At 60.4% G+C, this 1,881-nt stretch carries 1 protein-coding gene and 1 other RNA gene; one reads left to right on the top strand and one right to left on the bottom strand.

Features of this window, described 5'->3' with window-relative positions:
• Positions 1-143: non-coding RNA, 6S RNA (gene ssrS, locus QW861_RS33950), on the bottom strand; the annotation flags it as partial.
• Positions 144-388: 245 nt separating this feature from the next.
• On the opposite strand from ssrS, the gene QW861_RS33955 reads away from it, so the two are divergent.
• Positions 389-1,489, top strand: a complete 1,101-nt coding sequence (locus tag QW861_RS33955; RefSeq protein ID WP_315701243.1) for an IS4 family transposase — start codon at positions 389-391, stop codon at positions 1,487-1,489.
• Positions 1,490-1,881: the final 392 nt, after the last annotated feature.

The raw sequence follows: 1,881 nt of genomic DNA on the forward strand, positions 1-1,881 counted from the left end.
GTTGAAACGCTCGATCCCGGAGTTCCCTACGAAAGTAGGTGGGCACCATATGTCCGGATCCACGGACCCGGCCAGGGACAGTTCCCTAAAGGATCGATAAGGCCCCGGGGATATATGGCTCCTGACGCGCGCCACAGCTTCGCCGACCCAATGTAACAACGACCTCGCCGCTTCGCCAGCGGCGGTATGCTCCCCTGTGGGGAAGAATTCGGTGGACGGATTCACATTTCAAACAGCGATCGGAGCGCACGCGCCGTCACTCTCGCGGCGCGATCTGCGCCCGAGCTTTGCAACTGGTCACCCTCTTCTTGGAAGAGGGCACAGGGAAGGCCGCATAGGCGTTAAGTTTATGCTTGAGTGTTGGAATCCGCCGTGATTCGAACAGGGGATGGCAGACGAATCGCTCCTGAACGAGGACTGGACGAGAGTGGTTGCGCAGCTGGGCGGGGCTGCGCAGCTCGAGAAAACTGCGCGCCAGACGAAGGCCTTCGCGCGTCGGCGGCAGATTCCAGATGCGGTGACGTTACTTCGGCTGATGCTGGCCTATTGTTTGGGTGAAAGAGGGCTGAGATCGACAGCCGCATGGGCGGCTTCTGTTGGCCTTGCCGACCTCACCAGCGTGGCGTTGTTCTATCGGCTGCGTCAATGTGGTGATTGGTTTGCGGTGCTGGTGGAGGGCTTGCTCGCTGCGGCAGCTCCGAAGGCGAGCCAAGGCCGCCTGATCCGCATCATCGATGCGACGACAGTGCCTCAGGCGGGACCGGCTGCGCGCAAGAACAGTGAGCTTTGGCGCGTTCATAGCGCATTTGATCTGCCCTATGAGCGCTTTGGTCACTTCGAGCTGACAGATCAGCAAGAGGGCGAAACGTTTGACCGGATACCAGTGGTCAAGAACGAGATCCGCATTGCTGACCGCGCTTATCTGCAACCTGACCGCATTGCGGCCGTCCGCGAAGCCGGGGCCGACGTTTTGATCCGAGCGGGCTGGAAGAACGCACGTTGGCTTGACGCCAAAGGCCTTCCGTTCGATCTGATGGCCCAATTGCGTGCCGCGAAGGCGCGCGGACTGGTCGATCGGGAGATTTGGATCAAGCGCAAGGGCGGCGCGCCTCTGGCTATGCGTCTGGTCGCAATCAAGAAGCCCACCGGTGCGGCTGCTGCTTCTCGGCGTAAAGCCCGGCAAGACGCAAAAGATGAAAACCGCATCATCTCCAAAGAAACTTTGGAGGCTGCGGATTGGGTCATTCTGATCACGTCGCTCGCGCGGGACGAGTTCTCCACCAAAGATGTGCTTGCGCTCTATCGATTGCGATGGCGGATCGAGCTTGGGTTCAAGCGACTGAAGAGTCTGATTGGCCTCAAGACGCCGCCAGGAACCGATCCGCGCTCTGCCAAGCCCTACCTGCTGGCCCACCTCCTGATCATCCTGTTGCTCGAGCCGCTTGCCAGCGACTTCGAGGACTCTCCCCACTGGACGCAGGCCGCTTAACGACGCCTGGCGCTTGGCGGGTCCTGCAGCAGCTCGTTGCATCCTTGCTGCAAGCAATCATTCCACAACCAACCATCCGTTGCTTGCGCCGCAGAAAACGCGCGTTGGGGCGCCACCTTCGCGAGCCTCCTCGAAAACGCAAGTATCAATCGATGCTCGCGCTACCTTAACGCCTATGCGGCCTTCCCTGCGCCCTCTCGTTTTTGAGGGCGGACCTGAAGCAAAACTCGGGCGCGATGCGTCGCGAGGAGGAAACGCCTCGTCTGCTTCTCTGTCGTCCCGGCGAAAGCCGGGACCCATACCCACAGAGTGAAATTGTCGAATGATATGTCCGCCACACGGACCAAAGAGAGATCGCGCGGCATGGGTCCTCGCGTTCGCGAGGACGACGG

This window comes from Bradyrhizobium sp. SZCCHNRI1029 (assembly GCF_032487555.1).
Taxonomy (GTDB): domain Bacteria; phylum Pseudomonadota; class Alphaproteobacteria; order Rhizobiales; family Xanthobacteraceae; genus Bradyrhizobium.

What these genes read in the sequence shown, in the direction of transcription:
- QW861_RS33955 (WP_315701243.1), top strand. Translation starts at nt 389, where the DNA reads ATGGCAGACGAATCGCTCCTGAACGAGGACTGGACGAGAGTGGTTGCG.